General features: G+C 44.1%; 22 protein-coding genes and 1 pseudogene. 14 read left to right on the top strand and 9 right to left on the bottom strand.

The window, feature by feature from the left end; genetic code table 11:
• Window positions 1–290 precede the first annotated feature (290 nt).
• The 10 genes from ACTRWI_RS10505 to araD all read left to right on the top strand — a co-directional run bounded on the left by ACTRWI_RS10505 (window position 291) and on the right by araD (window position 10,514).
• Window positions 291–1,022, top strand: coding sequence for a FadR/GntR family transcriptional regulator (locus ACTRWI_RS10505; protein ID WP_499131152.1), 732 nt, complete (start codon window positions 291–293; stop codon window positions 1,020–1,022).
• A gap of 6 nt (window positions 1,023–1,028) precedes the next feature.
• Window positions 1,029–2,117, top strand: coding sequence for an ABC transporter ATP-binding protein (locus tag ACTRWI_RS10500; protein ID WP_499131151.1), 1,089 nt, complete (start codon window positions 1,029–1,031; stop codon window positions 2,115–2,117).
• Window positions 2,118–2,208: 91 nt separating this feature from the next.
• Entirely contained in the window at window positions 2,209–3,549 is a 1,341-nt protein-coding gene (locus tag ACTRWI_RS10495; RefSeq protein WP_499131149.1) for an extracellular solute-binding protein, read from the top strand.
• Window positions 3,550–3,644: 95 nt separating this feature from the next.
• Window positions 3,645–4,565 carry a carbohydrate ABC transporter permease gene (locus ACTRWI_RS10490; protein ID WP_499131148.1) on the top strand — a complete coding sequence of 307 codons (921 nt, stop codon included), beginning with the start codon at window positions 3,645–3,647 and terminating at the stop codon, window positions 4,563–4,565.
• Window positions 4,562–5,434: a carbohydrate ABC transporter permease gene (locus ACTRWI_RS10485; RefSeq protein WP_499131146.1), complete on the top strand. Its 873-nt coding sequence runs from the start codon at window positions 4,562–4,564 to the stop codon at window positions 5,432–5,434. Before ACTRWI_RS10490 ends, ACTRWI_RS10485 begins: the two co-directional genes overlap by 4 nt.
• A gap of 35 nt (window positions 5,435–5,469) precedes the next feature.
• Window positions 5,470–6,600 carry a lactonase family protein gene (locus ACTRWI_RS10480; protein ID WP_499131145.1) on the top strand — a complete coding sequence of 377 codons (1,131 nt, stop codon included), beginning with the start codon at window positions 5,470–5,472 and terminating at the stop codon, window positions 6,598–6,600.
• A 165-nt stretch (window positions 6,601–6,765) separates the two neighbouring features.
• On the top strand, window positions 6,766–8,271 hold the full coding sequence (locus ACTRWI_RS10475) for an FGGY-family carbohydrate kinase (protein WP_499131144.1): 1,506 nt from the start codon (window positions 6,766–6,768) through the stop codon (window positions 8,269–8,271).
• A gap of 20 nt (window positions 8,272–8,291) precedes the next feature.
• The gene (locus ACTRWI_RS10470; protein WP_499131143.1) at window positions 8,292–8,948 is read left to right on the top strand and encodes a 3-dehydro-L-gulonate-6-phosphate decarboxylase; all 657 of its coding nucleotides are present in this window, start codon (window positions 8,292–8,294) and stop codon (window positions 8,946–8,948) included.
• A complete protein-coding gene (locus ACTRWI_RS10465) occupies window positions 8,945–9,823 on the top strand; it encodes an L-ribulose-5-phosphate 3-epimerase (RefSeq protein WP_499131142.1) in 879 nt (292 codons plus the stop codon). The genes ACTRWI_RS10470 and ACTRWI_RS10465 overlap by 4 nt, the downstream gene beginning before the upstream one ends.
• Window positions 9,816–10,514 carry an L-ribulose-5-phosphate 4-epimerase gene (gene araD / locus ACTRWI_RS10460; protein ID WP_499131141.1) on the top strand — a complete coding sequence of 233 codons (699 nt, stop codon included), beginning with the start codon at window positions 9,816–9,818 and terminating at the stop codon, window positions 10,512–10,514. The genes ACTRWI_RS10465 and araD overlap by 8 nt, the downstream gene beginning before the upstream one ends.
• Before the next feature lie 69 nt (window positions 10,515–10,583).
• On the opposite strand, the gene ACTRWI_RS10455 is transcribed toward araD, so the two are convergent.
• The gene (locus tag ACTRWI_RS10455) at window positions 10,584–11,027 is read right to left on the bottom strand and encodes a hypothetical protein (RefSeq protein ID WP_499131140.1); all 444 of its coding nucleotides are present in this window, start codon (window positions 11,025–11,027) and stop codon (window positions 10,584–10,586) included.
• A gap of 186 nt (window positions 11,028–11,213) precedes the next feature.
• Between ACTRWI_RS10455 and ACTRWI_RS10450 the strand changes: the two are divergent.
• Together ACTRWI_RS10450 and ACTRWI_RS10445 are read left to right on the top strand one after the other, a co-directional pair.
• Window positions 11,214–11,777: pseudogene (locus tag ACTRWI_RS10450) on the top strand (hypothetical protein).
• Between the two features lie 18 nt (window positions 11,778–11,795).
• Window positions 11,796–12,032 carry a ricin-type beta-trefoil lectin domain protein gene (locus ACTRWI_RS10445; RefSeq protein ID WP_499131138.1) on the top strand — a complete coding sequence of 79 codons (237 nt, stop codon included), beginning with the start codon at window positions 11,796–11,798 and terminating at the stop codon, window positions 12,030–12,032.
• A gap of 277 nt (window positions 12,033–12,309) precedes the next feature.
• Here ACTRWI_RS10445 and ACTRWI_RS10440 read toward each other — a convergent pair whose 3' ends face one another.
• On the bottom strand, window positions 12,310–13,158 hold the full coding sequence (locus ACTRWI_RS10440) for a sterol desaturase family protein (protein ID WP_499131137.1): 849 nt from the start codon (window positions 13,156–13,158) through the stop codon (window positions 12,310–12,312).
• 75 nt (window positions 13,159–13,233) lie between these two features.
• Complete coding sequence (locus ACTRWI_RS10435) at window positions 13,234–14,247, bottom strand: DUF2804 domain-containing protein (RefSeq protein WP_499131136.1); 1,014 nt, start codon at window positions 14,245–14,247, stop codon at window positions 13,234–13,236.
• Window positions 14,248–14,405: 158 nt separating this feature from the next.
• Here ACTRWI_RS10435 and ACTRWI_RS10430 point away from each other — a divergent pair, with 158 nt between their 5' ends.
• Window positions 14,406–15,440, top strand: coding sequence for an AraC family transcriptional regulator (locus ACTRWI_RS10430; protein WP_499131135.1), 1,035 nt, complete (start codon window positions 14,406–14,408; stop codon window positions 15,438–15,440).
• Window positions 15,441–15,492: 52 nt separating this feature from the next.
• Here the strand turns inward: ACTRWI_RS10430 and ACTRWI_RS10425 are convergent, their stop codons facing one another.
• Complete coding sequence (locus ACTRWI_RS10425; protein ID WP_499131134.1) at window positions 15,493–16,449, bottom strand: hypothetical protein; 957 nt, start codon at window positions 16,447–16,449, stop codon at window positions 15,493–15,495.
• Window positions 16,450–16,464: 15 nt separating this feature from the next.
• Window positions 16,465–17,799: a sphingomyelin phosphodiesterase gene (locus ACTRWI_RS10420; protein WP_499131132.1), complete on the bottom strand. Its 1,335-nt coding sequence runs from the start codon at window positions 17,797–17,799 to the stop codon at window positions 16,465–16,467.
• Window positions 17,800–18,226: 427 nt separating this feature from the next.
• Between ACTRWI_RS10420 and ACTRWI_RS10415 the strand changes: the two genes are divergently transcribed.
• Window positions 18,227–18,748 carry a DUF2058 domain-containing protein gene (locus ACTRWI_RS10415; protein ID WP_499131131.1) on the top strand — a complete coding sequence of 174 codons (522 nt, stop codon included), beginning with the start codon at window positions 18,227–18,229 and terminating at the stop codon, window positions 18,746–18,748.
• Window positions 18,749–18,906: 158 nt separating this feature from the next.
• On the opposite strand, the gene ACTRWI_RS10410 is transcribed toward ACTRWI_RS10415, so the two are convergent.
• The 4 genes from ACTRWI_RS10410 to ACTRWI_RS10395 form a co-directional block, all read right to left on the bottom strand.
• Entirely contained in the window at window positions 18,907–19,089 is a 183-nt protein-coding gene (locus ACTRWI_RS10410) for a hypothetical protein (RefSeq protein WP_499131128.1), read from the bottom strand.
• 194 nt (window positions 19,090–19,283) lie between these two features.
• A complete protein-coding gene (locus ACTRWI_RS10405; RefSeq protein ID WP_499131127.1) occupies window positions 19,284–20,903 on the bottom strand; it encodes a M91 family zinc metallopeptidase in 1,620 nt (539 codons plus the stop codon).
• Window positions 20,904–20,907: 4 nt separating this feature from the next.
• Window positions 20,908–23,193 carry a hypothetical protein gene (locus ACTRWI_RS10400; RefSeq protein WP_499131126.1) on the bottom strand — a complete coding sequence of 762 codons (2,286 nt, stop codon included), beginning with the start codon at window positions 23,191–23,193 and terminating at the stop codon, window positions 20,908–20,910.
• Window positions 23,194–23,374: 181 nt separating this feature from the next.
• Window positions 23,375–24,847 carry an aerolysin family beta-barrel pore-forming toxin gene (locus tag ACTRWI_RS10395; RefSeq protein WP_499131124.1) on the bottom strand — a complete coding sequence of 491 codons (1,473 nt, stop codon included), beginning with the start codon at window positions 24,845–24,847 and terminating at the stop codon, window positions 23,375–23,377.
• Window positions 24,848–24,943: the final 96 nt, after the last annotated feature.

Raw genomic sequence — 24,943 nt, 5'->3', positions numbered from 1 at the left:
CTCTTCTTGAAGATAAAAGCGGCTTTCCCGGGAAAGCCGTGATGAGCCTTTTTTTGGTATGTTTTTAATACCAATTTTAAGAATTTTGGCTTTTTTAAAATGAGTTTTTTAAGGGGCTCAAATTAAAATCGGAAAAAATCACAAATATTTGTTTGAAAATTGCTCAAGTTGAGCATAATCTAACCTATAATTGATAGGAGTATCAATATTTCTATCGCGGAACTAAAATTCTGGTATGTATTTTATACCATTTTGAGGGTGGATAGTTACCTAGCGAGGATGAAAATACTATGCCCAAAGACTTTAAGGAATCGCCTGAATACAGTACTGATGTATCTAGGATTACGCTGAAGGCTCAAATAGCCGACAAGCTCAGCGACTTGATTGCGTCGCAGATGATTGTTGAGGGAGAGGCCTTGCCGTCGGAACGTGAGTTGGCTAAGTCATATGACGTAAGCCGAGAAACGATACGCGGGGCGTTAAGTATCCTTAGCGAACGAGATTTAATAACTGTTTCGCGGGGTAGGAAAGCTGTTGTGGCCGAGGGGGCCATCAAAATTATTCAATCAAATTTGTTGGTGGATGATATTCAAAGCTTTGATGCGTTGACTGTTGTGGAAACTAGAAAAGTAATCGAACGAGCGATACTGCGTTCCGCAGCGATAAATATCAAAGATGAGGATCTTGAAAAGCTGACATCTTTGGTCGAGTACCAAGAGTCCGTACTCGATAACCACGTGGCATTTCAGGTATCTGATAAGGAGTTTCATACGATTATCTATCAATCGTGTCGTAACGAGTTACTTTCTAAGATTGCTATCGATGTTTACTCCTACGCATTAGAGCATCGCACAGCTGCGTTGGCTGAAGAAAAATCGACCGTTAGAAGTATTCGCGAGCATTACCAAATTCTTAGGTCGCTTAAAAACCATGACCCTGATGCAGCTGAACGTTCCATATTGGGACACATAGATAGCATCTTTAAGTCGACACTTATCATGCAAAACAAGGATAGTGAGTAGCCGATCATGCCTGTAATTACTTTAAATAAGCTAACAAAAAGATATAACTCTACCGAAGTGATTCACCAGATAGACTTGGTAATGGAAGACAATGAGTTTACGGTGTTTGTGGGTCCGTCGGGCTGTGGTAAGTCCACGACGCTAAGAATGATCGCTGGGCTAGAAACGGTAAGTGATGGCGAAATCAAAATGGATGATCTCCCGATCTCGGACCTAGAACCGATTGACCGCGACATTGCCATGGTGTTCCAAGACTATGCTCTTTACCCACACATGGATGTATACAAAAACATGTCTTTTGCGTTGCGCTTGGCTAAACATCCCAAAGACGATATTGAGAAGCGGGTGGCGGAGGCCGCAGAAATGCTTGGTCTTACCGAATATTTGCGCAGAAAACCAGCAGAGCTGTCCGGCGGACAGCGGCAGCGAGTTGCGATGGGTCGAGCGTTGGTTAGAAACTCTTCGACCTTGCTGATGGACGAGCCTTTATCAAACCTCGATGCGAAACTGCGTGGCCAAATGCGTGCTGAGCTCGCAATGATGAGTAAAAACATAAAGAAAAACATCATCTATGTGACTCACGACCAGATCGAAGCGATGACACTTGCCGATCGAATCGTTGTGATGAAAGACGGCTATATCCAGCAACACGGGACGCCACGAGAGCTTTTTCAAAGACCGAGCAATAAGTTTGTAGCGGGCTTCATGGGGATGCCGCCGATGAATTTCCTAGATATGCATCTCGAACATTTAGAAGACAAGATATACGCCGTAGGCGCGGATTGTAAGCTTGAATTACCACAATTAGAAAGTACTTCAAATTTACCGGTATCTGGTGAGATTACAGTTGGAATTCGTCCCTCGGCATTGACCGCCTCTAATCCTGAACAAGTAAATAATATTGTCACATTCACAATTAATGTGACGGAATACATAGGCAATCAAATAGTCTTAATTTCGGAAATTCAAGGTAAAAGATTCATGGTTGAAGTGGACTCAATCAATGAATATAACGAAGGAGATACCGTTAGTTTTCATGTAGAGACTGACGATATTTATATTTTTCATAAACAAACGGAAGAAGCTATTTATTAAGTATAGGAAATCACTAAAAAATTAAAAAATATTGAAACAAAAGCAAAAAAGATATCTAACTCATTCACTTTCTCTTAGGAGGCAAAATGGTATGAACATTAAAAAAGTATTTACAAAGTCGACGATCACAGCGATAGCGCTGAGTACAGCAGCAACTTTCTCGTATGCAAGCCCATATGATGATTATAAAGATACTACGTTAGTAGTTAATTTCCCTGCACACCCTCACTATAATGCCGTGATGAAAATTTTACCTGAGTTTACTAAGGAAACTGGGATTAAAGTTGAAGTTGACCAACTTCAATATATGAGAATGCGCGAGAAGCAAACTCTAGAATTAACAAAGAGCAAAGGTGATTATGACCTAATCGCGTACGTCGTTTTCTCAAAAGCTGATTACGTTTACGCTGACCAGCTGGAAAATCTAGCCAAATACTTTATGAATCCCAAGTTGGCAGACCCAAACTTTGACGCAGAGGACCTGATTGATGGATATGTCGCAAACATTGGTGTTGCTGGTGGTAAAAAAGGCTACCTTAAAGGCCCAACTGGCTCGTTGTTCGGTCTACCTTACGGCTCTGAAACCTCAATCTTAGGGTACAGGAAAGATATTTTTGAAAAACACGATTTAGAAGTACCGACCAATTACAAAGAGTTATTATCGCTAGCTTGTGAAATCCCTAAACTTGAACCTGGTATGGGTGGTTTAGCGTCACGTGCGGCGTCAGGTCACCACGCTTCACATGCATTTCTTTTACATCTAGCACCTCTGGGTGGCCGCATTTTTGATGAACAATGGAAACCAATTGTTAACAATGCTCAAGGTGTTGAAGCTGCAAACGCATTGAAAACTATTGTAGATTGTGGTGTTGAAGGTTCGAAGACATTTGGTTTCGCTGAGGCGGGCACTTCCTTCCTACAAGGTCAGTCTGCAATGTTCTTAGACTCGACTGTTTTCGCTGGTCAGGTGAACGATCCAAGCAAGTCTAAAGTTGTTGGTAAAATCGGCTGGGCGCCACACCCTATGGGCGTGCGCAAGGGGTCACAAACTGGTGGTTTCGGTATTGGTATTCCAAAAAATGCACAAAACAAAGATGCGGCATTCTTGCTCATGCAGTGGTTAACGTCTAAGAAAGCTGACAAACTCGTTGCTTTAGCAGGCGGAAACCCTTCTCGTTACTCTACGCACTTTGATAAAGATGTGAACGCGAAATTCCCTCACATGACAGTATTTGGTGAAGCACTTAAAGACGCAGATCCAGATTGGCGCCCAATTATCCCGGTATGGGGTAAAATTAATGCTGACTTAGGTACTAGCTTATCGAAAGTATTGACTGAGGGACTTGATGTTCAAGAAGCGCTAGATGGCGTTGCCGAACGAGCAGAGAAAATAATGGCAGAAGCTGGGTATTATTCTTGGGAAGATAAGTAATTAACTTCTGATAATAATTTGAGTTAAATGGGAATCCATTTCGCCCTGATGTTTAGGGCGAATTCACTACAACTCTGTATAAAGCGGTGTTTTAAATGAAAGATATTAATATTAATCGCATGACTCCGTATGTGTTCTTGGCTCCTGCCTGCATTTTTTTAATATTTGGTCTTCTCTATCCAATTTTATATATGATGTATGCTAGTTTCCTAGATTGGAACCCGAGCCAATTAATTAGTGAAGCTGATTGGGTCGGTTTAAAAAATTATCTTAACTTGTTTCAAGATGATGCATTCCTTGAATCTCTCGGGGTTACTCTGAAATTCGCTGCTGTTATCGTATTTCTAGAAGTTGTACTTGGTGTAGGTCTAGCATTGTTGCTTGATAGAAACATTCGCGGAATGTCCCTACTAAGGACGATATTTATTTTACCAATGATGATTGCTCCCATTGTTGTTGGATTAATGTGGCGTTACATGTACCACCCGACGATCGGTATTTTCAATCGCACGTTAAACGCGTTGGGTTTTGAGTTCATTCCTTGGTTATCTGATGCAGACTGGGCATTAACGTCGATCATAATTGCAGACGTGTGGCAGTGGACACCCTTTATTTTCATCCTCTCACTTGCTGCCTTGCAATCATTGCCTAAATCAACCCTAGAGGCGGCCAGAATAGATGGTGCGACGCAATGGCAACAGATCTTTTACATCAAGATACCTCTGATGATGCCGGTACTCATCGTAACCCTGTTGCTTCGCTTGATTGATGCATTCAAGGTACTTGAGGTCATTTTGGTTATGACCAACGGCGGTCCTGGTCTATCTACTGAAATTTTATCTCTCAGGATCTCTCGTACAGCTTCTGATTTTAGAGAGCTTGGAGAGGCCGCGGCCATGTCAAATATGCTGCTTGTGGTGCTGATGATACTGACCCTAACTATGTTCATTTACAACCGGATAAATGAAAAACGAATCGAGAAGCTGGCGATTGTTAAAAAGGATGAAGAAGAATGAGCAACTCAAAGGAAAATAAACAAAATCCAGCGTTCTACGCGTTGATCGCGGCGCTAATTGTCATGTCGCTCGGTCCGATATTGTTGATGTTGACGACGTCACTAAAATTGAATGTGGATATTTTGAGTGACACAAGCAGCCTGTTCTTCACACCCACATTGAAAAACTATGAGACTGTTTTGTGTGATGTGTTGTGGTACACACCTGAACACGTCGATTTTTGCAGTCCAACGTTTACTCGATCTCTTGGGAACTCGATTTTCATAGCGACCGTGTCGACTATCATCACTTTAACTATAGGTTGTATGGCTGCGTATGCGTTAGTTCGCTTTCAATTTATGGGTAAAAGCACTGTATCTTTGACGACATTGATGATGCGTATGGTCCCACCAGCGGTGTTGTTAGTACCTGTGTTCGGTATTTGGACTTTTGACTACGGTTTGGATGGGACCTTTAGTGGGATAATTTTGCTTTACGTCGCGATGAACCTACCTTTTGTCATATGGATATTACAGAGCTTTATCGCACAAGTCCCACTGCCTCTAGAAGAAGCGGCCAAAGTTGATGGCGCGAGGCCGATGCAAATTTTCTTCTTAGTCGTGCTCCCCATCATTAAGCCTGGATTAGCTGCTGCCGCAATCTTTACATTCAGAATCGCATGGAACGAGTTCCTGTTGGCTAACGCATTATTAGGGCGTGATACCAGAACTGTACCAGTAACCATCGTTAATTCTTTAACGGAATACGATATTGACTGGGGTGTCATTATGTCAACGGGTATGTTGTTGGCGGTACCGCCGATGATTTTCACTTTTATCGCGTCAAAACAAATCATCACTGGCATGACTGCAGGTGCGGTTAAAGGTTAATAGATCCATTTTTTTACAGCTACTTAGGTATACACATGAATTTAGATAAAGGCTATCAATTAGTGATTGGAACATACAGTGATATTGATGCGCTGGCTCACCAACCATACTCTCCTAAACCAGGTCAGGGTATGTACTGTGCCACGTTGACCAAAAATGGACAGCTTGTCGTCAATAGCTCTGTAACGTCGCTTAATCCTGCTGTGCTGATTCCCGGTACGGATAAGAAGTATTTGTACGCTATTTTGGAAACGATCAGAGAAAACGGCACTATCGTACAATATGAAGTTCAAGCCGATGGTAGTTTGACTGAACTATCCTCTTTTCAGGCGAACGGCAAGTCAACTTGTTACTTATCTTTTTCGCCAAATAATGACGCTGCGATTGTCATTAACTACTGGGATGCCATCATTGACGTTGTTGACGTAGATGGTCACGGCCGTCTTGGAGAAGTTCTGCAAACTTTCAAACAGTATTACCGACCTGAGTCAGAATGGCGCCAAGTGCAAGATCGTGAAGACCATTGGAGTAACAGACAAGTTGGTCCACACGCACACTGCGCGCATTTTTGGCATGAGTGGGTATTTATACCTGATCTCGGAGAGAACGCGGTATTCCAGTACCGTTGGGACCCAGAAACTCGCTCGCTAGCAAGAGACACTTGGATTGAGTTCGAACCTGGTTCTGGCCCAAGACACATGGCAATGCACCCCGATTTGGATATTTGTTATGTATCGAATGAATTGTTCAACACGGTTTGCGTCGCTCACTTAGACAGCTCTGATCCTTCAGCAGTTAAACCCCGTCTGATCCCTATTCAATATGAATCTACATTGGATAATCACGACCAAATTAGTTATGTGTCAGAGATAAAGTTATCTCCGGATGCAAAGTTTCTTTATGTATCCAATCGGGGCGATAACTCAATTGCAGTATTTAAAGTACTGGAAGATGGTAAGTTAAAGCGAATTGACATTACTTCAACGAACGGAAAGTTCCCTCGTCACTTTGCGATTTCTCCTTGTGGCAAGGCGGCTATTATCTCAAACCAAGATACTGGTACTGTGATTGTATATTGTAGGGACGTGGAAACGGGTTTGATCACGGTGACTGATGAAATCATTGAGGTTCCAGCGCCAAACTATATCCGTTTTTTGGAATTGTAAGGTCTTCGTTTGATAGAAAAGTCAGCGATGCGTGATTAAATTTTATCGTTGCGACCTGCTTGTGCACCATCGGTTTCGCGCTAATTTAATGCTGACAAAAGCGTTAAAACGCCACCGAAGCATTACGCTAAAACGGTTATTGATAAAGCATGTGGGTAATGGATCATGAATTATTGGATAGGCATTGATTGTGGAGGAACGTATTTAAAAGCGGGTATCTACGATCTAACGGGGCAGGAAATTGGCGTATCTCGTTGCTCTCTCGAACTTATTTCTGAGCACTCGGGTTGGGTTGAGAGAGATACGGCGCAGCTTTGGGCTTCTACTTGCGCCGTTATCAAGCAGGCTATCGAGGAAACTCAAGTCGACCCTGCACTTATCAAAGGTGTCGGAATTTCCGCGCAAGGTAAAGGGGCATTTTTGCTAGATAAGCAAGATAAACCCATGGCGCGCGCTGTACTTTCTGCAGACCAACGAGCGATCGATGTGGTCAAAAGATGGCAGCAAGAGGGTATACCGCAAGCGATCCATCCCAAAACCAGACAAACCCTATGGACGGGACACCCAGTGTCTATTCTGAGATGGTTCAAAGAAACGTTACCTGAGCAATACAATCAGATCGGCACGGTCCTTATGAGTCACGATTATCTCAGATGGTGCCTGACAGGAGAAAAACACTGCGAAATTACCAATATATCTGAATCGAATCTCTACAACTTCGAAACAGAACAATACGACTACGAATTAGCCGAGTTGCTGGGCATCCCTGAAATATTTGATGCACTTCCCCCCATCATCGGGGCCACGAAAGTAGCGGGTGTAGTAAATGTAGCTGCTTCGAAATTGACCGGTCTTCAAGTCGGGACGCCAGTCGTTGGTGGGGTGTTTGATGTGGTTTCAACTACCATTTGCTCTGGTGTTCGAGATTCGCGAGCATTAAATTTAACGATGGGAACCTGGTCGGTAACAACGGGCGTTATGGATCGCGTGCACGAGATCAATGAACCTTACGATAAGCCGCATGTGTTCGGGCACCACGCGCAAAAAGCTCAATACATTACTCACGATGCGAGTCCAACATCTTCTGGTAATTTGGAGTGGTTTACAGAGCTCTTTGCCGACCAAGACTTCGCAGAAATAAATCGTTCCATTAGTGAGTTACCTAAAGCAAGTTCGTCTGTGTTGTTCGCACCATTTTTGTATGGTTCAAACGCTGGCTTAGGTGTTAAGAGCGGTTTGTATGGCGTGCAATCTCTTCATACCAAAGCGCAAATATATCAGGCCGTTTATGAAGGGGTTGTGTTTAGCCACTTGTATCACCTTGACCATGTTCGCCTTCTATATCCTAACCTTGAATACCTCGTCGTGTGTGGTGGGCCTGCACGGTCGAAAGAATGGATGCAAATTTTAGCTGATGCCAGTGGGCTTCCTCTTGTACTACCCAAAATAGAAGAGACGGGTTGCTTAGGCGCCGCAGTCGTCGCCATGGTTGGTAGTGGTGTTTATGACTCAGTGACCGAGGCTATGGATGGCATGAGTATCGACCACGATAAGATTTTACCTGACCAAGACGCATTCGCTGCGTATCAAGTGAAAAAGCAAAAGTATCGCCTATACGTCGAATCTCTGAGCCAGCTTGAAAACGCATTGAGCAAAGTATCTTCTGATTAATCAAAACTGGAGAAAGAGTTATGATCCCAAAATTGCAGGTCGCTCTGGATGTGACAACTGAAGTGCAAGCACTCCAAGCGGCGCAGACGTTAGCTCCATTCGTCGATGTATTGGAAGCTGGCACCCTAATTTGTTTTGCCGAAGGAATGTCTGTCGTACGCGCATTACGCTCTCAGCATCCCACTAAGCCGCTCGTAGTGGATATGAAGCTTGCCGATGCTGGCAACGACCTGGGTGAAATGGCGTTCAGTTCAGGTGGATCGTTACTCACGGTCATATGTGCCGCGCCCATTGCAACGATGGAGAGTGCTTTACAAGTCGCCAACAAATACGGAGGCGATATTCAAATCGAATTATTTGGTGATTGGACGTTCGACCAAGCGAAGGAGTGGCGCAAGATTGGGGTATCTCAAGCGATTTATCACCGAGGAAGAGACGCCCAGGCCAAAGGCCAATCATGGTCACAACAAGATCTTGATTGGTTAGAGCGCATGTGTGATATGGGATTCAAAATGTCGGTAACGGGGGGGATCACCCAAGATACGTTACCCATGTTTACCCATTTACCCATTGATACCTTTATCGCAGGTAGAGCATTGCTCGATGCGCCTGATCAACAACAAGCCGCGACTTCATTTAAAGAATCATTAACTTCACTTTGGGGAAACAAAGAATGACATACATTGACGCTTCACGCACCCATCCTATTGGTATTTATGAGAAGGCATTGCCCAAGCATCTAAGTTGGTCTGAGAGGCTTGCACTGGCTAAGTCCTGCGGCTTCGACTTTGTTGAGATGTCTGTAGATGAAACCGATGAGAGGTTGGCCAGATTGGATTGGTCTAAGGATGAGCGTAAATCTCTCGTTAACGCTACCATTGAAACCGGTATTCGTGTGCCATCGATGTGTTTGTCGGGACATCGCCGATTTCCTTTTGGCAGCCATGATGCTGCGACTCGTGAGCGCGCATACTCGATTATGGAGAAAGCCATTACATTGGCTCAGGATCTCGGCATTCGAACGATCCAATTGGCTGGTTATGATGTGTATTACGAGACGCAGGATGAAGGTACACTTGCGCGTTTTGAAGATGGCCTGAATTGGGCCGTTGATTTAGCAGCAAAATCTCAGGTGATGCTGGCCGTTGAAATCATGGATACGCCATTTATCAATTCGATTACTAAATGGAAAGCATGGCAGGAAAAGATCGACTCGCCTTGGTTTACTGTGTACCCAGATGTCGGCAACTTATCTGCGTGGGGCAACGACGTCACCGCCGAGTTAACATTGGGTATAAACCAAATTGCATCCTTGCACCTAAAAGACACTTATGCGGTCACAGAGACGTGCAAGGGCCAATTCAGAGATGTACCATTTGGTGAAGGTTGTGTTGACTTTGTAAATGTATTTAAAACACTAAAGACATTGAATTACCGAGGTAGTTTTTTAATTGAAATGTGGACAGAGAAAGCAGAAGAGCCTGTGGCAGAGCTAATCAATGCCCGTCGTTGGATTGAGAATAAAATGGAGCAAGGGGGCTGGCATGTATAAGCAACTCAAAGAGGAGGTTCTTGAGGCTAACCTAGCGCTACCAAAACATGGACTAGTGACATTCACTTGGGGCAATGTCAGTGCCGTAGATCGCGAACGAGGTGTAATTGCTATTAAACCCTCTGGGGTTGAGTACGATGTGATGCAGGCCAATGACATTGTCGTACTGGATCTCGAAACGGGCAAGGTGGTAGACGGGGACAAGAAACCCTCATCGGATACGCCAACTCATTTGTGCTTATATCGTGCTTTCACTGAGATAGGGGCTATTGTGCATACGCATTCTCGACATGCTACCATCTGGTCACAGGTGGGGTTGGATATTCCTGCTTGGGGTACCACGCATGCCGATTATTTTTACGGTGCTATTCCTTGCACACGCCCTATGTCGACCGAAGAAATACAAAATGAGTACGAGTGGGAAACCGGTGAAGTGATCGTCGAAACTTTCACTAAACGTCGCATTGACCCTAATCAAATGCCAGCTGTATTAGTGAACGCTCATGCGCCTTTTGTGTGGGGAAAAGATGCATCGACCGCCGTCCACAATGCTGTGGTGCTCGAAGAGGTGGCCTATATGGGGCTCTTTTCACGACAGTTGTCGCCAAATCTTGGTCCAATGCAGCAGACGTTATTGGATAAACATTACCTTCGTAAGCACGGATCGGGTGCGTATTACGGTCAATCTTGATTGTGGTATAACAAAATAGTAAGAAAAATTTTATCAAGTCAATGAGCTATCTCTTGATCATATTTCAGCTTAAAAATCCATCAATGCTGCTGTTTCCTTGCTTAGATAGTAGCCGCTAAGCATATCTTGTAGCTTGTCCCAGCCCAGCCACATAGTTGCCCAACTATCGATGCCTGTACGCTTGGAGTCATAAAAACCACCTAGCCTGCCAATGGTCTGGTATGCCCACTTGAGCGTCGGAATTTCATTGTAGAGCGTTTTAGAGTAACGTCCGCCGCGCTTGTTGGCATTGAGCCAGAGGATGCGCCATTCATCATCAGTAAGTACGTTTGTACATGGCTGTGATTTTATCGCCTCAGCTTGTTCTATGTTTCCACGAGCCTTGAGCTGTACTGCAAGCGTCAAGCTTTCTCGCAGTTGCATCTGCCGCACGCCGACAAAGGCTAAAATTGACACCATGCGCTCAAGGTTTTCCGGTTCAGTCATGCGTTGACGCTCAGCACCAGTTTCCACGCTTTGTGGTAATCCTCAACACGCCAACGCTGAGAGTAGATGTAGGTGAGTTTCATGGCTTGTTTGTTCTGTGAATACAGAAAACCACGGGTTTACCCGTGGATGAATGCCCATTCCAAAATTACAGCGTAAGCTGTTTGTAATTTTGGTCAACGCTTTAGCGTTGTCACGGTAAGTACCCCGGGCATGCACGGGGGAATCTTCGGTGGACGCTGTAACATAAAAGACCCAGCGAAATATAAAAATGGTCGCGTTGCCGACCCAAATTGTGTGGATACCAACCCAGCCAGTTGGCACTTATCTATCCTAAATCAACTGGGTATTTCCAAAAGCAGTCTAATCATGGATGCAACCTACGGTTATCAAGTTTGGAATCAACCTGTTGTTGGTTGTAAGGTGACCTATTTTGGTCCGCAAACGAACCAAACCGCTTCATAACCTGCCGCAGTAACCATTGACCTGAGTAATTATCATAGAGATAGATTATCTAGTTACCGTTCTTCAAACGCCCAAAGCGTGGTTGGCGTTCAGATTGTGGTTAGTTATGTAGTAGAGACACACCCAACCCATAGACGCAGTGACTCGCCACATTACGATGGTATTACTAACGCTACTTATTATTACGATTTGGAGCTTGATCAGAATGGCAATGCAATCGGTGGTGAATGGTATCAGAACCGGCATCCAGATTTCTTGTGGACACCGGCTCCTCAATCAGTGGCTAAGTCTTACTATGATGGTGAAGGTTAGTGGGACATTACACAGCCTGTGCCTCAATCTTGGCAAGACAACGCTCGCAGAGCATCTCAAAGTACTCAACCGCTGACACCGGTAGTGAAGGCTTTGTTTGAAGCATCGAATGGCACGGCCACCGATGGTGAATGGCGAGGCATTGTTAATGAGTCAGAAGATGGATTGAAATGTTTAGATGCCGAGGTCGATGGTTCTAAATCAGGTCTAGTCATTTATGGTTGGCGCTGTCACGATGGTGACAATCAAAAGTAGAAAATGAATGCGGATGGCAAGTTGATCAACAAAGCCGCACCAACTATGTGTTTTGACTAAAATGGTATTGATATCAGCTTAGAGGCGTGCCGAAATCACGAGACTCAACAATGGCGGTGGGATAATGGCCAGATCAAGAATGGCTTGGCAAACTCACTAAAATGGAATGAACGCACTTGGTTGGTGGGAGCTGATATCAACGATAGTCAGTGGCGTTGGAAATAAGCTCAATGGATGGCCCGCATTGTGCGGGCTTTCTATTTCTAGACTAAGGGTGTCAATCAGAAGGTGGAGAAAGCATTAGCTTAATTTTCTCCATCTTGGATAGCTGCGTATTCTTGAGGTCTGTCCATATTAGCCTCCATTCTTGGAAAGTAACCGTGATAGGGTTGAAGCTATTGACTGGTTTGGTGACGCCGTAATGTACAGTTTCCACTTCTGGCTCGAAAGTGCCAAATAGCTTATCCCAGATTATTAGAACGCCAGCGTAGTTTTTATCGATGTATTGCGGGTTCCTGCCGTGGTGAACTCGGTGGTGCGATGGTGTGTTAAAGAGGTACTCAAGAGGCCCTAAGCTTCGAACCCATTGTGTGTGGACAAAAAACTGCAAACCTAGGTTTAAAAGCACCACAAAGACAACCCACTCCGGGTCGAACCCTATGATGACAAGAGGCAACCAGAATAGCCACATCCCCGCGATTGGGTACATTAAGCTTTGACGAAATGCAGTACTAAAGTTCATCCTTTCTGAGCTGTGGTGAGCGACATGAGCGGCCCACATCCAGCGAACACGATGACTCGCTCGATGGAACCAGTAATAGAAAAAATCCTGTAAAATCATGAGCACCATGAAACTCAACATGCTCATCTCTATGTCCATTAAACGCCAACCAAATAACCAGTGGTAAAGCTGAACGATCAGCAGCCCGGTCAATAGATCCGACAGCTGATGCATGCCTGCCAATGTGAAATTACAGATCAGCTCGGATAGCTTATAACTGGAGTTTTCTGGTAAGCGGCCTTGCTTCTGACCAATAAAATACTCGGCCAGCATGCAAATCATGAATAAAGGTGCCAGTACCAACAGCAGCCATTCTGGATGATTGATTAATGCGTCGATATTCATGTTGTATCCTTGTTGAGAAGTCATACTTGAGGTGTCGAGTTCATCGTCTGTGATTGAGTCACCACGAGAGTTTTGTTACCAACGAGCAAAGTGGTCTTCCGTTAAACCAAGTACATGATCGAGTTGGTGCGTGATGCCATCATTGTCTTGGATTGAACCAGAAAAGTGTCCGATGAACTGGCGAAAATTACTCTTTAACAGCCATAGGTTGAGTTTCTCGCTGCGATGGTTGAGGGGAGTAAAAGTCAGGTTGATACGTCCATCAGAAGAGGTTATCTGCCAAGGTAAATGTATGTCTTGGCGGCTAAATGTAAACTGAGCATCAATAAGTAAGTGCCGGGTCCCGTTAATCCACAGTGCGTTTTCACAGCCTCCTGTTTCATTGACACCGGCCGCGAGGTTAAGGCCAATGTTCGAGTTATTGACTAGCGTATTGATGCTAGCCCAACGCCAACTGGTTTCACGTCGCATGTATCCAGCGGAAAAGTCATAGCCAGCACGTGCATTGATAAGAGAGACCTCATGTTGGTTTATCTCAAGTGTCCCAGTTACTTTGAGTGCATTGTGTTTTTGGGTGTAGGTCCACCCTGAATAACCAGTTGGTGTGCACATCGACATAGATAAGCTATCGGGAGCTGGCAGCAAGCAAAAATCAGCATTAATGAGCTTGGTATTGATTGCAACGTTCCACTGTCCTTCTTTGATATTGAAAATAATGCTTTGACCTGCAATTTTTGTCGTACCTTCAAAGGGGGAGTGAGTGATTTGCTTATCAAGCCCTAAAGGTCGCAGCCAATTGGACTCTTCTAAGTGGTTACTCTCTATGTTGTATACGTAACAAAATGCCGAACTCAAGTAACGAATGTCAGCAATAGCCACACCAATGATGTGAGTCTGTGTAACTAAGCTTACAAACTGAAATTGTTTGTAGTGGAAGTGTTTATGCCAAGGGTTTGCTTTTGAGTCCATGGCGTTTCGATAATCGAAGTTTTCTATGTTTAGTTGCTTTGGGATGCCATCGAAATGCCCGATGGTTGGTTGACCATTGGAGTTAATCACGCAGTCTGGGGCTGGAAGTGTGTTTATCATTGCGAGGCTTCACATTAATTTAACAGTTAATCCCATTGTGCGGTGAGTTTAGTAGAATTTGGAGGTCATATTCGGACAAGAGTGCGCGTCAATTCACGACTTGAACACTATGGAATACCTCAGTGACCCAAGTGCAATGAGTGATGAGGGAGATTGGATTGGAAATTATCGCAGAGTACATGCCAACGGAGCATCGGCACCAGTTAGGTACCTTAGATGTCACACTTTTACTCAATACGTTAGAGCAAAAAGGCGTGAACGTTGAAACACTGCTAGGTTGTGCGGGGTTGGAATGCTTAAATTGGAGAGACCCAAATGGAAAGCTAACATACGGGGATAAATTGTCTATCTTTCGTATGGCGAATCAGAATTTCCCGAATGAGGGATTAGGTTTGTCGCTTGGGGAACATGCGAGCTTGAGTCATTTTGGGGTGTTAGGTTATGCGTTATCAACCAGCCCAAGTGTTGAAGAGGCGATCAAAGCGGGCTTTAAATATCTGCGGTTAAACGGGCCTATCTTTTCTGTAAAGTTGATTCGTGATGGTGAATTCGCTGCGATACAAATTGACAACACGCTAGAGGTAGGTGAATTGCTTCCTTTCTGCAGTGAGTACTTTCTTAGTTCAATCGTCGCTTTGTTTAAGGAGTTGACCGGAGAAGCGTTATCGATTGAAGCGCTCTCGTTACTTTACCCCAGCCCAAATTACGCAAAACTTTATGAGAAGCGCTTTCAGTGTAAGGTCACTTTTGAGGAAAATGCTTGTGAACTCTGGTTCGATGCCTCTGTTTTATCTCAAGTGTTACCGACTCATGATGCCTCGACTCTAAAACGTTACCTCAGGTCTTGTCAGTCGATTGTCGAGACGTTGGAGTCTGAGCATCTGCTTACTAACCAAATCAAAACCATCTTTTATCAAACCGCAGGTCATTTCCCTAGCATAGAGCGATTGGCAGAGCTGTTTGGCTGCAGTTCTCGTACCCTTAGGCGCGAACTGAGCAATTACGAAACGAGTTATCAGCAGTTACTGACAGAAGTGCGAGTCGAATTAGCCAAAGAGCTACTGCTCGCTACAAACATGAGTATTGACGATGTTGGTGAAAGGCTTGGCTACAATGATCCTGCCAATTTCAGAAGAGCATTTAAGGGCTGGCTTCATAAATCACCAGCACAGTTTCGCGATGACCTCAGCTGATCCGCTCTCTCGCTAGTTGGCTAGTGATTTGAGGCTATCTTGTTGAACGACGTTATTTAAAGAAGCTCTCCCGAAAGCCAGATATCTGTTGTTGATAGTAGCTATTCCATTCTTGGCTACTCCAGTCCCTATGGCTGGTGGATCGCAATACATCTAAGGACGACTTAAATTGAGCGAACTGTTCGTGATAAGTTGCCACCGTTTGTTGTTGCTGCGCCACTTGCTGCTCTCGAGCCACAATGTTGCTTGCTTGTGATTCATCCAAATAGGTCTCTTGCAGTTCTCTTTTAATGGAGACTAGCTCGGTTGGACTCAGGCTACTCGGAAGTAACGAGATAGCGAGTTCGTATTTTTTGGCTGCGGTATCTGCGTTTAATATTTCGGCTTGGCCTTCCCATTCCATAAGTAGGTTTTGGTAATACAAAACAAACTCCGTTGCTTCGACTTCTTTGATCAAGCTAGCGCTAAGCGTGAAGTTTAAGTGTGCGAACTGATCGGAAAATAGCTGGTGAGTAAGTTCTCCCCATACTTGTTGTGCAGAACGCTCAAATACTCGAACCCTTTCTTTTAAGGTCTCTATCGATTCGAGAGGCATGGTGCTCTCTACCGATTTCCACTCTGCAGAGAGAGTTGGGTAGTGGTTGAGTAATTCAAACCATTCGCTCGGTAACTCATCTTGTAACAGAGTGAGTTGTTCTCTGCAGTTACTAGCTTGTTGGCACTGGAGCCAAAATTGGTCGAGAGCATTGAGCAAGGCTTTACCCTCGAGATCTAACAGTTGTTCTGCAAAAACAATGTGATTAACAGATTCTGGCTCATCTGTTGGGTATGAAGTGTTTGTTCGATTGTCGGCGATGTGATGAGCAGTCAACGGGCGATCTTCGGTGGAATCAGAAACGCTGCCGTGTTCTACCATAGGAGGCGAAGTTTCAGTTTCTTTTGATGACCATGAATAGCTAATCATGCCCACCAATGTGGTGAGCATGATGATTAATATAACGCGATGCATGTTTACTTTACCGCGCTACTTGATCACTGCACTAACAGGGAAATGGTCGGAGAGATTGTAGTGTTTCCAGAGTTCACTGCTGGTGGAGCGAGGCACATCGACACGGTTATTGTTGTGAGTTTTAACCGCGAACTCAGAGCTGACGACGACATAATCAAGATATTCAACGTTTTCTCCACCAGACATTGGCTCACCGGCGAAGTTATTTATACGTGGATCGAATGTCGATTCCGTATAGCCTGAATACTGGGGTTCAATCGCTTGAAGGTTGGCAAACATCTCTTGGTAATCGCTAGGAAATTTAAGCTTGTTTACATTGAAGTCGCCGCTGTAAATGACCGTTTCTGACGCTGGAATATCTAGAGATTGAGCCAACGCGCGTATTTGCTTGAATTGACGTTGTCGGTAGTCACGAGCGGTGTCCGTGTCGAACGATGCAGTGTGAGTACCGAATACATGGTAAGCCTGACCATTTTTGATTATCTCGGCGTAGTTCACACCCTTGTCAGCAAAGCAATCAGTGCCGGTACAGTCGGGGAATACATACTGAGCTTCATTAACGATAGGGTAGCGGCTAACAATAATTACACCGCCGTCATAGATGTTGATGCCATCTTTATTGAGCATCTTAGTTTGGTAAGGGTACTCTTTGGCCAGTTCACGTAAGAATTCAGCTCGGCCGTTAGCAAAGACTTCTTGAAGTGCGAGTACATCGTAACCTTTGACATACTGCGGTATGAGGTCATAACGGTCACCAATGTGTGAAGCAATCACAGGGAGCGCCCATATGTTGTATGTCATGACTTTTAGTGTATTCGCATCTGGCTCTGGCTGTTCGTCTATTTTTTCTGGAGTGATGGTGTAATAAATATCATCGTAGCGCGCGGTGTTATCGGCTTTCAGTGCAAGCTCGGTATTTACGTCAAAGGCATCGGTTGTACTACGGTGGATATTACGGTCGTTGTGAAGCGTTAGGTTGATATCAGCAGCACTTAAGCCATGTTGTAACGTAGAATTGTACCAGTATCCCTTCATGGTTTGATTGAGAATGATGCTTTCGCCAATAGCATTCGAAACCACAGTATCAAACTGATAAGTTTCCCCTGATTTAACACCAGTCCAGCGATTAAAGCTGATCAGTTTTTTGGTCTCCCATGGACCAATTTGATCAACGTGTTGTTGCCATTCGTCTCCAAATTTAAGGAGGTCTGTACCACGGTGACTCGCTTGAATCGTCATTACTTGGTTGGTGTTATTGGTCAGATACACGTCGGTATCGGCGATAGCAGGGGTAGCTAAGAATGAAGCTGATGCGAGTAATGCACTCAAACAAGTCCATTGATTTTTCATTGTTTACGTTATCCTTACTGATGGGTGTAATGAATAACGTAGCCAATAGATATTACGTTTGGGTTATAACTATATATGCAAATATTAAATTATGAGATATATGCCAAGGTTTCATAAAATCAATCATTTATTGAAAATGAAAGCATTGTTTTAATGGAATGATAAGTGTTACGTGCGCGTGGAATAGACAGTAATTAAGTATCGGCAGGGGGCATATTCCTAACTACCTCCCAGTTTGAGGCAGTGAAAACCTAACCGGTTATATTGTTCAAAGTGTGAAGTGCGATTAACGCAAAGCGACACGACGATTTATCTAGAGTGACTTAAATAAATCTAATAATTGATCCGCAATTTCTATTTGTTCAGTAAACAGAAAGTGCAAAAACAGGTATGATAGTGCTGTTTTTAATCCTGAACTGGGAAAGTCATGGCAAAGTTAACACTCCAAGAGCAGATGCTTAAAGCTGGCTTGGTAAATGAGAAAAAATTAAAGAAGGCGAAGAAAGGCTCTAAAAAGTCTCGTGTTCAAGCTCGTGAAGCAAAAGCGGCAGCAGAAGAGAACAGACTGGCGCAGCAAGCGAAAGATAAAGAGCTAAACCAACAGCTGAAAGAAAAGCAGTTGAGCAAAGAGATCAAAGCTCAAGTGAAGCAGCTGATCGACATGAACAAGATCGACCTAAAAAATGGTGAGATCAAATATAACTTCACCGATGGCACTTTGGTTAAATACCTATACGTTGAAGAGCTGACTCAAAAGCAATTGAGTAAAGGTATCTTGAGTATTGCACGTCAGGGTGAAAGCTATGTTGTGATTCCAACAGCGGTAGCAAACAAAATTGCGATGCGTGATGAGGAGTCAATCGTTGATACTCAAACAGCAAGCACTGATGAAGTGGACGAGGATGATCCGTACAAAGACTTCGTGATCCCTGATGATCTAATGTGGTAGCACCAAGTTAGCCGCTACTTGATTCGCTGCATGTTGATGGCGCTGAAAGACAAAAAAAGCCCTGATGATAACATCAGGGCTTTTAATTTTGGTGAATACAAACTTAAGCCCAAACGATTTGATAGCGGGACAAACTCTGTTTCTCAACGTTATTAGAGCTAGTCAGCGATAACCTCTGTGATATCGAACGCTGAATCTAATGGGTAGTCGTTGAGCTGGTGATATTCAATATGAGATTGCTCATAACCATCAAAATAACAGTCACCAATTTCGTTACGTGGACAAATATGTATATCGTCTCGTTCAATTAACTCTGTTGAGCAACATCGACAGTATTTCATAGCTCCTCCTGTTAGGGATCTCTGTCTTTAGCCGGCTTCATTAACTCAAACTTTTGTGTCGTTGTGATTGCATTTTTAAGTCATGTAACAAGTTTGTTTGTCATAAATCGGCGCTTTGAAATAGCGGTTAGCCACTAACAAAGGGTCAGTTGTATATGACGTTTAGCTGGTCGCATCTGGCTTTTTGAGCCTTTTTACTGGATACTACATATATTGAAGCGAAAGCGGCTACCACCTCCAAGCATTCTCACATTTTCTTTTCTACCCAGCGCTTTCCATGCCGTGCTTTCTTCTGCGCTAAGGTTTGATGGTTGGTAATCCAAGTTAGCGTATCGCGATACCACCACTTGTTTTTGCATGTTTTCTGAAAGGCTGTCGATAACGTTTGTTGTTACTTTGCCGTCAGAGTAGGCCATAACTAACACTTCGTCGTTGTCTTCCAGTGCTGAAGCTAGGGCTGTTTGGTTGCCTTCGTTGTACTGAACATCCCGGTAACCTTGCGTCTCTTCTGTTTTTTTACCTGAAATAGCTCGGTATAACAGATTCTTTTTCCGTTTTTTTAGCGAACTCAAAGGCGTTTCGTTCGCGGCACTGTATAGGTTGACCACTTTGATGTCGTTCTGTGCTGCGTACTTCAAAATGGAACTCTGGTTACTAAGTCCTCTTCGTGTGAGCGCTGGCGAGTTTTGTAGGCTTTGAGAAAGGCGCTGTTCGGTTGCATCAACGATAACAATCGCAGGGTTATTCCCTTCACTTAATGATTGTTGGAGCGCTTGTTTAACTTCAATATGAGCTTGCTTTCCTTCTACAGTATCCCATTTAGGGGCATGCTGAGGTGTTGCTGATGGTCTAGTTTCAAGAGTATAGGGTTGATAGTTGTAGTGCTCTTTCGGCCAATAGGTATTGCGTTTCTCTTTTCCTAGCTCATCAGCCAAATGAAATTCGCTCACTACTTTTTCATTTTTTAAATACGCCTTCGCCTTCTCTTGTCCCAGTGCTTTCCAATGGAAATACATCTCTTCGCGAAGGTTGATCATTGATTGTCTGGCACTACTGATTTCCGTGACAGGATCTCGCCCGTTTTCAGCGTTGTTGTAGTGTGTAATTCCTGTCGTTTGGTACTCATAATTCGGAATGACATATTCTGTGATTTGGTTAGTGTCGGGATGTCGATGAGATTGTGGTGTATTGCCTTGCGGAACAGCGCCGGAAGCAAAGTCACGAGCGTGAATAAGCTCATGCCCTAAAGCAACAGTTTGATCAAATGGTGTGTTCTTCCCTGGAATGTTAACCATCTCAGTGGTGGAGAAGAGAATCGTATTCGATACACCTTTGCCATTAAATTGTCGTTGCCATGCCAATGAAGCCTTTTGCTGGTCTTCGAATATCGAAGGCACTGTCTCGAATAGTCGGCCTGGACCTTCCGGTTCTCTGATCACAGTGACAACAGTAGCCTTTGATTGATCGACTCCGACAGTATGTTCAATTAACGGTGCAACAGCATCATCGGGTGCATTTACTGGTTCGTAGGTAGCAACTTGTCGCAAAATCTCACGCCCTGTTGGCGATAGTTGCAGGTTGCGAATCAACACGCTCATGTCTGCAAGGTAGGCGTCACTCTTGGTTTGCACGTATAGATTTCTCGACATGCGATAAAGGTTTCCATAAGCCGCAGAATTGTATCCTTCGATGACTTTTACGCCGTCTGGAGCATCATAAAAGAGTCCAAATTCAGATCCTTTTCCTGCAAATGTATGGCTTGAATGAATGAGCAGTAACAAGGCCAAGAAGGCTCGTGTAATTTTATGTTTCATAAACTTATTCCTCTAATGCCAGTTGGATTTCAATCCAATCTTCTAGCTCTATAAGCAGCATATGGTTGATGTGTGGAAGCATAGTTAAGTCATCCTCCTTAACGATGGCTCCTAGTTGTGTTACTGCCGTTTGAATATCACCTTGGCTTAACGGGCTCTTGATATCAGCTAGGTGTGACCAAAGCGGGTGAGTTGAGATTCCTCCAACTTGAAACGCGATGGTGGTTTGATGATCTTGTGATAGATAGCTCAGATGCAGAGGTGATAGCGTGCTGTTGAACAGTTGATGTTGATGAGTACTGCCCAGTGAAGTGTTGGCTTCAGACTGCTGATGTTGTGCGATTTGCAGATAAAGAGACAGGTCACCTAATAAATATTGAAGTTCATTAGCACTGGTTGTCTGCATTGCCATTTCTGAGATTTTATCGATCGCTTGCTGCATGTTTCGTTCAACATGAGCTGCCGGTTTAGCCAGCACCTCGTCTAAAATGTCCGCCATTTGAGGAGCGAAGAATCTTAGATTTTGAGCAGCATAAACACTTGGATACGGGAGCGAATAATTGAGGGATCGGATATATGACAGTGATATCGCACGCTCAAACTGAGGCTGTATAAAACTTTTAAATATCTCATATTGGTTGAGCTGGCTTAACACTCCACCTGTCGGGCGCTCGGTTAGCAGCAGTTCATACCAACGACTGATCTGGTACCAACTAGTACGATTCTCCAGTTTAGAGCTATCGAGTCCTTTGTTGTTGAGGTAATCCGTTAATGTTGTTTGATAACTCAGAGTCTCCAAGTTTGAGAGGAGTGATAGTTGTTGCTCAAATATCTGATTAGAAAGTTGGCCAGATATGTAAGCGCTAGCGGTATTAATGAGTTGAGTTCTAAACAAGTCTGCAGGCCAGCCAGAGGTTATTTTCGATGCTATATATTGGTCGACATTGAACTCGACTCTTTTCATCAATACGCTTGAGAGCTCAGGGTCTTTTTTAGGGTGATAAGTATCGTATAGAGCGCCCGAATCTTTACATGTATCGATAGAAGCTTGGATTCCTCCAGGAGCAACGGAAGGAATGCCCCAGCAAGTTCTTGCGGGCCGTATTTCTACAGTCGCGGTTTTGAGTTGTTCCTCACTGAGGTAATCGAGATCCCACATTTCTTTTGCATATTCTCTTAAGCCACTTTGTCTTGCTTGAAACTCCAAGGTAACCCGGTTGAGTGTGCTTTGATTGATCATTGCAGTGATGTGTGGTTTCGCTCTGTTGCTTACTTGGCTGATTAAACTTTGTCGGTGTTTTTCCAGCTGACGAAAAGCAATCCCGACCAGTTCCGTTTTCTTGGTGTGTATTTTTAAAGCAAGTTCGTGATATTCGGGTGCGTTTAGCTTGTTAATGAGGTTACCAATTCGAACTGGTCCTTGATGTGTGATGCAGTTTTCGAGCTCACTCGGGGAGGTATATGAACCTTGGCATAAAGGTTGGTGTAAATTCGCATTAATAGAAACATAGCCCAGGGATTTCAAAAGCTCTAGGTCGATCCGTGCCATCTGCTTAGATAGTTGTCTATCGTATGCAGAAGCGAGCCGGCGATATTCGGTATCGGCTTGTAGAAGTAGGTGGTCGACATACATAGAAGCACTCTGCTTTACATGATTGTCATATTTGTTAATCAGTGTAATGGCGTCTTCTTTTTTGTGGTGAAAGCGAGAAAACTCTGAGGAATGGTGAGCGAATACGTAGTGTGTTTGTTGCTCAAACTCTTTAATTTTCTGTTTGGCTGCGAAGTACTTGATATCACTCGACAATAGGTTTAACTCATCACCCACAAGTGGAACGATGGAAAAAACAGACGCGGCTTTATCAAGGCGGGTAGAGGATTCCTGAGCGAATGTACTCACTATATTGTCGAGCCAAAAGCCCACTGCAACCGCATCTCCAACAGGCCCTAAAACTTCCAACGTAGAAGAGCCCGCTTTACCGAGGCGGTTGAATAGACTCTGCTCGCTTAGTGGACTTTCAAAAGTTTGCGGTACGCTCGCGAGCACTTGCTCTGTTTGTGGCCAAGCGGCAGAAAAAGAGTTCGTATGAGCACTGTGCTCGAGTTCGCCAAGTGCAATGCCAAACTGTGGCTCTGAATACACTTCGTTTCGAGCCCAGGACGTAATACGATTCTGGTTAATTGCATCTAATGATTGAGTATCTTGGACACCGTCACTAAGACAAAATGCAACGGATAAGGGGCTATAGACAATGGCAGCGAGCCGCCATAAATGGATTTTCTTGGTCATAGTTATATATTGGCTTTTTGGGTGGTTAGGATTAAAAGTATTTCTCGAACACTGTTCACGGACGACAGAGGGAAACTGCCTAGAATGGTTGTTGAATAAGTGCTTTGGCTTTTGGGGATTGAAGTAGCAAAAAAGCTCACCACCCAAGTGATGAGCTTAGTGTTGGGGTACTGCTGTGTTTTTAATGTTGTATTGGAGTAATCATCAGCTGGGCATTGTGATAACCGAGTCGATTTAGCTTGTCAGGGGCGAAATCGGTAACGACGGTTACATCATCAGCATGGTAGGTTTTGTGGTTAGTTAATACGCTCAAGACATCAAATGAATCGACAGATTGCTCAGCACCGATATCGATCATCCCAGAGTATTGTGATTTGGCATAAAACTGACCAGACACATGAGAGTAAAACGGGCGAACACTCGCGCCTGCGGCATATTGCATGCTGTTCAGGCCATATTCATTGATTGCCCAACTCCAATCCCACCATTTCATCTCACCAGGAATATAACGGTGATCCCATTGGTAACGGATATTGGCTTGCTCATCGCTATTGGTACCCATGGTGAACGTGTGTGAAACTGTAGGACGGTTGGTCGGGTGTGAATCCAAAGCATTTCCGCTATAGCGGAGAAAGCCAGTGAAGCTCACATCGTAACCCATGTTTGCTCTGATGCGATAAGGATAAGAAATCGTTGATCGCAAGAACTCAACTTGAAAAGGAAGCACAGAGTTAGCGGGTACTGTTAGGACGGCTTGAAGGTCACTCGCCGTAGAACGCTGCCCACTATTTGTATCGGCGAAATGCTGGCCTTTTTTTAACACCACTCGAACATCCGTTTTTCCTGCTTGAGGCCAGTTAAAGTCTTCGTCCATCAAGACAACATCTGCTAGGTCAAAACGATTGGTCTTGTTCCACTGTGTTGATTGTAAGAAATGAAGATCGACGATGATCTGCTTTGGCTGATCTGTCTCGTTGATTGCATACGCGGAAAGAGTGTTGATCAGCTCTTGCTCTGTTTCTTGAACGTTACCGTACGAAAATGAATTGGTATCAAGTGTGTAGGAGAAGTTATCAACTGTAATTGTCGTTTTCTCATTGCAACGGTCACCTGAACAGCTGCCAGTACTATTCCCTTTGATTTCCCAACCATTGCGAATCTGATTGATACCCATATCTTGACCTACATAGCGTCCGTTATCGCCGCCCACCCATGCGTAACCAAGATTGTTTGCTAGGTATGCTAATGGTCTAACGAAATTCGCATTGTCGTTGACTAAGGCTCTCTGTACTTCGAGGTTACTGTTTTCCTGGATAGCTTGTGCTTCATAGTATGGTAAGCCCGCTTCAGGTTTATTAGGGTAACACCAGGTTTTACCGTTTGGTTTTCCATGCTTAATAAGGCCGTGGTAGCCAGAGCCCATGATCACCCAATCATCTCGAAGGCCGATGATATCCCAAACGTTCATACGAGAGACAAGAGCCGCTTTGTGCTCTTGTGCTTCTGAGTAAGTAAGTGGGCGATAGTCATGACGACAACTATCCTCGCCAAGGTTGTCTAACACAACTTGGTCTGAGTAGATCTTTGCGTTAACGGAATAAGGCATTAACGATATGGCAGCGCTAATTAGTACAGTTTTACTGACGTTGAACATGAATAAGTTCCTAATGGCCATTGTTTGGCTATTTTTATTAGATTCTATTTATAGTTTTGTTTTGTATGTGTGCGAAGCCGAGGGCTCCTAGCGGCG

This window comes from Pseudoalteromonas sp. G5_S1_14_S5 (assembly GCF_054968605.1).
Note: the sequence above shows the minus strand (reverse complement) of the source record. Positions and strands in the feature narration are given on the sequence as shown.